General features: G+C 73.9%; 6 protein-coding genes. 3 read left to right on the top strand and 3 right to left on the bottom strand.

Translation table 11 applies throughout. From position 1 onward, the window contains the following. Nucleotides 1-131: 131 nt before the first annotated feature. Together AOK16_RS16535 and AOK16_RS16530 are read left to right on the top strand one after the other, a co-directional pair. Nucleotides 132-473, top strand: coding sequence for a PadR family transcriptional regulator (locus tag AOK16_RS16535; RefSeq protein WP_055473010.1), 342 nt, complete (start codon nt 132-134; stop codon nt 471-473). Beyond that, nucleotides 470-1,429 (top strand): hypothetical protein, encoded by a 960-nt coding sequence (locus tag AOK16_RS16530; RefSeq protein ID WP_055473009.1) that lies wholly within the window; start codon nt 470-472, stop codon nt 1,427-1,429. The genes AOK16_RS16535 and AOK16_RS16530 overlap by 4 nt, the downstream gene beginning before the upstream one ends. Before the next feature lie 180 nt (nt 1,430-1,609). On the opposite strand, the gene AOK16_RS16525 is transcribed toward AOK16_RS16530, so the two are convergent. Beyond that, a complete protein-coding gene (locus AOK16_RS16525; RefSeq protein ID WP_055473008.1) occupies nt 1,610-2,854 on the bottom strand; it encodes an ROK family protein in 1,245 nt (414 codons plus the stop codon). Nucleotides 2,855-2,871: 17 nt separating this feature from the next. On the opposite strand from AOK16_RS16525, the gene AOK16_RS16520 reads away from it, so the two are divergent. Further along, on the top strand, nt 2,872-4,104 hold the full coding sequence (locus AOK16_RS16520) for an MFS transporter (RefSeq protein WP_055473007.1): 1,233 nt from the start codon (nt 2,872-2,874) through the stop codon (nt 4,102-4,104). A gap of 142 nt (nt 4,105-4,246) precedes the next feature. Here AOK16_RS16520 and AOK16_RS16515 read toward each other — a convergent pair whose 3' ends face one another. Both AOK16_RS16515 and AOK16_RS16510 read right to left on the bottom strand, forming a co-directional pair. Continuing rightward, nucleotides 4,247-4,912, bottom strand: coding sequence for a response regulator transcription factor (locus tag AOK16_RS16515; protein WP_055473006.1), 666 nt, complete (start codon nt 4,910-4,912; stop codon nt 4,247-4,249). Next, nucleotides 4,909-5,589: sensor histidine kinase (locus AOK16_RS16510; protein WP_240483602.1), on the bottom strand; the 681-nt coding region annotated here is incomplete at its 5' end. The genes AOK16_RS16515 and AOK16_RS16510, both read right to left, overlap by 4 nt.

Raw genomic sequence — 5,589 nt, 5'->3', positions numbered from 1 at the left:
GCAGCCCATGCGCCGCCCCGAAGTCGTCGTACACGGGGCGGCGCATGGGCTGCTCCCCCGGGAGTACGAGGCACCCAAGCACGGATTTCCTATATTTCGAGTGTCGATATATTCTTCCCGGCATGTCAGGAATGAAGAGAGTTAGACCAACTCTGACCGAGTCGCAGTACTTCATCCTCGCCGCCCTGATGGACGGCCCGCTGCATGGCTACGGCATCGTCAAGGCCACCGAGCGCGCCACCGACGGCCGGCTGAAGCTCGCCGTCGCCACCCTGTACGGGGCGCTGGAGCGCATGGAGCAGACCGGGCTGGTGGTGGCCGACCACGAGGAGATCGTGGACGGGCGTGCGCGCCGCTACTACCGCCTCACCGAAGACGGCACCGCCCGGCTGGAGCAGGAGGCACTGCGCATGCAGCAGGCCTCCGCCCACGTCATCGGCCGCACCAGCTTCCCCGGGACGGTCCCGGCATGAACCGTCTGCTGCTGATCGCCTACCCCAAGGCCCACCGCGACCGGTACGGGGACGAGCTGCTGGGCTGCCTCGCCGAGGCCCACCCCGGCCGCGCCTGGCCGCCCCCGCGCGAGACCGCCGCCCTGCTGCGCGGCGCGCTTCGGGCCCATGCGCGCGCGGCCTCGAAGGACACGGCCCGTCCGTGGTGGCTGGACGGCATCCACCTGGCCGCTCTCGTCCTCGCCGCGCTCGCGCTGGTGCCGTACCTGCAGGACGTATGGGACTGGGCGCTGCGCGTCGATCCTGGCAACGACGCCATCGCCTTCCACGCCCACGGATGGTTCTCCTGGGCGCAGGGGCCCGGCACGATCACGCGCATGCTGCCCTACGGTCTGCTGCCGCTGGTGGCCCTGGTCGCGCTGTTGCGCGGCAAGCTGTGGATCGCGCTGCCGGCCTCGGCCGCGATGGTCTGGGCCAGTGCCACGTTCGGCAGTTCGACGTTCTTCGGTGACGAGGGCATGGTGGGGTTGGGCTACTACGGGTTGGGCACCCCGATCCCCGCCAGTGACCTCATGCTGCCGGTGACCCTGCTCTTCGCCTGCGGTGTGCTGGCGGCCACCCGCCCGAACCGGCTGCGCCGCCGCTCCTACGGATGGCTCGTTCCGGTCGCCCTGGCTCTGACCGTGGTCGGCGGGCTGCGGATCGGCCCTCACGACCAGTGGTCACAGTTCGCCCAACTCATTTGCGAAGTCGGCGCGTTGGCCGCTGCCTGGTACGCGACCGCGAGTACCGGCGACTACCGGTGGGCGATTCCCGTCGCTGCGTTCGCGCTCGTCCGCGCCCACGCGGTCCTCACCGCCACCGTGCCGATGAACTTCCAGTACGTGCGGGAGGGCGCCTTCGTCCTCGCGCTGGTCGCCGCGTTCCCGCTCCTGGTGGTCGTCGCGCGCGACAGGCGGAGAAGCGCTCAGCTCTGACGCCGCCGCCATCCGGCTGGCCCTGGCCGCCGCCGGCGCGGTGCTCGCGAGTGCGCGGGCGGACGCTCTGGGGCGGCCGCTCGGGTTCGCCGGGACCGCGTTCCTGTGCTCGGCCCTCCTCTGGGTCACGGCCGCAGGCCGGTGGGGTCCGGCGGAGGGCGGGGTCTTCGCCGTCGAACCTCAGGCACGCTTCTCCCGTTGGCCGGCCAACGCCCCCAACGGGTCGTCCAGGACCGGCTGCCAGGCGAGCTCCGCGGCGCCCACCAGGCTGTTGTGGTCGAGGGTGCAGGGGAGGATGGGGACGCCGCCGCTCCGACCCCAGAGGCTGCGGTCGGCCACGACCGCGCGGAGGCGGTCCGGGTCGGCGGCCAGGAGTTCGCGGTGGAGGCCGCCGAGGATGATGCGGTCGGGGTTGAGGATGTTGACCAGGCCCGCGAGGCCCAGGCCCAAGCGGTCGATGAGCTGCCCGGTGGCGGCCCGTACGGCCGGGTCTCCGTACTCCGTACGGAGAAGGTCGGCCGCCTGCCGGAGCAGGGAGACCTCGGGGCCCGCGTCGCGGCCGGCGGCGGTGAGGAAGGCGAGCGGGTCGGCCTCGACGTCCAGGCAGCCGCGGCTGCCGCAGTAGCAGGGGCGTCCCTCGGGGTTCACGGTCAGATGACCGACTTCGAGCGCGAGGCCCGAACTGCCGCTGTGCAGCCGCCCGTCGAGGACGAGCGCGCCGCCCACGCCGCGGTGCCCGGTGGCCACGCACAGCAGGTCGCGCGAGCCGCGCCCGGCGCCGTGCCGGTGTTCGGCGAGGGCGGCGAGGTTGATGTCGTTGCCGGTGAAGGCCGTGACGGGGGTACCCGCGGGGCCCAGAACGCCCGCCTCCCGTACGCGCTCGGCGAAGATCTCGCGTACGGGCGCGCCCGCGGGCCAGGCCACGTGGAGCGGGTTGAGCGCCGCGCCCTCGGGCTCTGCGACCGCGGACGGGACGGCGAGCCCCGCGCCCAGGCACCGGCGCCCGGTCCGGCGCAGCAGTTCGGCTCCGGCCTCGACGACGGCGGTCAGGACGTGTACGGGGTCGGCCGGCACGCTCATGGCTCCGGGCGCGGTGGCGACGGTCCGGCCGCCGAGGCCCACGAGCGCGGCCCGGAAGCCGTCGGCGTGGACCTGCGCGGCGAGCGCGACGGGCCCGTCGGGGTCGATCGCGAGCCGGTGGGAGGGGCGTCCCTGCGCGCCCGCGGCGGCGGTCGGCCGGGAGTCGACCCGGATCAGCCCGAGGGTCTCCAGTTCCGCGGCGACCACGCCCGCGGTCGCCCGGGTGACGCCGAGTTCGGCGGTCAGTACGGCGCGGGTGGGGGCCCGTCCGGTGTGCACGAGTTCCAGCGCGGGGCCGAGGGCGCTCCGGCCTCTCTCCAACCGTGTTGTCCGAGTCTGGGTCACGCCTCTATTCTGGCTTTGTGCCGAGCCTGAACAAAATACGGACGGCCATCCCCCGGGCGCGGCGCGACGAACTCGCGGACCCCGCCCTGCGGAGCCTCCGTACCGCTGTGACCACGTTCTTCGCCCTGGACGGCTTCCTTTTCGCCGGCTGGGTCGTCCGCATTCCCGCGATCAAGGAGCAGACCGGCTCCTCAGCGGGCGATCTGGGGCTCGCGCTGCTGGGCGTGTCGGCGGGCGCGGTGGCGACCATGGCCGTCACCAGCCGGCTCTGCCACCGCTTCGGCAACCACCCCGTCACCGTCGCCACCGCCCTGCTGCTCTCGCTGAGCATCGCGCTGCCGCCGCTGACCGGCTCCGCGCTCGCGCTCGGCCTCGTACTGCTGGTGTTCGGCTCGGCGTACGGCGCGCTCAACGTGGCCATGAACAGCGCGGCCGTCGACATCGTCACCGCCCTGCGGCGCCCGGTCATGCCGAGTTTCCACGCGGCCTTCAGCCTGGGCGGCATGCTCGGCGCGGGCCTCGGCGGCCTCGTCGCAGGCATCCTCTCCCCCACCCGTCACCTGCTGCTGCTCACGGTCGTCGGCCTGGTCGTCGCCGCGACCGCGGGCCGGACCCTCCTGTCCCACAAAGCGCCGGGCGGTCCGGCTGCCGGGCAGCCGGGCCGGGCGGAGCGTGCCCCGCGCGGACGGCTCGCGGGGCGTACGCGGTGGCTGGTCGGGGTCTTCGGCCTGATCGCCCTGTGCACCGCGTACGGCGAGGGCGCGCTCGCCGACTGGGGCGCGCTCCATCTCCAGCAGGACCTGGACACGGGCCCCGGGCTCGCCGCGGCGGGCTACTCGTTCTTCGCGCTGATGATGACCATCGGCCGACTGTCGGGTACCGCGCTGCTCGAACGCCTCGGCCAGACGCGCGCGCTGGTCACGGGCGGCGCGACGGCCGCCGCCGGGATGCTGTTCGGCGCACTGGCGCCGAACGTGTGGCTGGCACTCGTCGGCTTCGCCCTGACAGGCCTCGGCCTGGCCAACATCTTCCCCATCGCCATCGGCCGCGCCGGGGCGCTGGCGGGCCCGAGCGGGGTGGCCGCGGCCTCCACGCTCGGCTACGGCGGGATGCTGCTCGGCCCGCCCGCCATCGGCTTCCTGGCCGACTGGTTCTCGCTGCCCACCGCGCTCACCACGGTCGCGCTGCTCTCGGCCGTCGCGGCGCTCATCGCGTACGCGACCCGGCGGGCCGGCGGGATGCGCGCGTAAGCCGGCGAGCCGGTCCTGGACAGCGCCGAGCCGTCGGGCCGGCTCGGGGAGGGACAGGGACTGCTGGTGACGCACTGCGCTCGGCGGCGGAGGACCTGGTCTGCCGTTCCTTCCTGCCCACCGCGCCGCGGTTGCGCGGTCGTCAGCCGAGCCAGCCCGGGCGGACCAGGCCCGACTCGTAGGCCAGCACGACCAGTTGGGCCCGGTCGCGGGCGCCCAGCTTCACCATGGCCCGGCTCACGTGCGTCTTCGCGGTCAGCGGGCTGACGACCAGACGGCGGGCGATCTCCTCGTTGGACAGCCCGATGCCGACCAGCGCCATCACCTCCCGCTCCCGCTCGGTCAGCTCCTCAAGCCCCGCGGCGGCCGCCGGGGCCTTGGAGCGGGCCGCGAACTCCGCGATCAGGCGCCGCGTGACACTCGGGGAGAGCAGGGCGTCGCCGCCGACCACGGCCCGTACGGCGCGCAGTAGTTCGTCCGGCTCGGTGTCCTTGACCAGGAAGCCGGAGGCGCCGGAGCGGATGGCCTCGAAGACGTACTCGTCCAGCTCGAAGGTGGTCAGCATGACCACCCTCACCTTCTCCAGTTCGGGGTCGCCGGTGATGCCCCGGGTTGCCTCCAGGCCGTCCAGGCGCGGCATCCGGATGTCCATCAGCACGACGTCCGGGCGCAGTTCACGCACGAGGGTCAGCGCCTGTTCGCCGTCCGCCGCCTCCCCACTGACCTCGATGTCGGGCTGGGCGTCGAGCAGCGCGCGGAACCCGGCCCGTACGAGAAGCTGGTCGTCGGCGAGCACCACACGGATCACGGGGACTCCTTCTCCGGTCTCTCCTGCCCCGGTCCGGTCGAGGGTTTCTCCTGTGCCTGTACGGCCGACTCGGATCCGGCCTGGGTCCGTCCGGCCATCGGGATGCGGGCCAGCACCCGGAAGCCGCCGTCGGGGCGCGGCCCGGCCTCGACCGTGCCGCCCAGCGCGGCGGCCCGCTCGCACATACCGACCAGGCCTCTGCCGCCGCCGGTCTCACCGCCCTCCGCGGCCGCCGGCCCGTCGTCGTCGACCCTGATCTCCAACTCCCGTGGCGCGTAGTGCAGCAGCACGCGGGCAGTGCGCGAGCCGGAGTGGCGTACGACGTTGGTCAGGGCCTCCTGGACGATCCGGAAGGCGGCCAGGTCGGCGCCCGGCGGGAGGGGAGCCCGTGCGCCCTCGACCGCCACCTCCACGGTCAGGCCGGCGGCCGAGGCCTGTTCGGTGAGTTCGGGCAGCCGGTCGAGGCCTGGGGCGGGCGCGCGGGGTGCGGCGCCGGGCGCCCGGAGGGTGTCGAGCACCTGCCGGACCTCGCCGAGCGCCTCCTTGCTGGCCGCCTTGATGGTGGTCAGCGCTGTGCGGGCCTGCTCGGGATCCCGGTCGAGGAGCGCGAGCCCGACTCCCGCCTGGACGTTGATGACGGAGATGCTGTGCGCGAGTACGTCGTGCAGCTCGCGCGC

The sequence above is a fragment of the Streptomyces pathocidini genome, from assembly GCF_001418495.1.
GTDB classification, from domain to species: domain Bacteria; phylum Actinomycetota; class Actinomycetes; order Streptomycetales; family Streptomycetaceae; genus Streptomyces; species Streptomyces pathocidini.
Note: the sequence above shows the minus strand (reverse complement) of the source record. Positions and strands in the feature narration are given on the sequence as shown.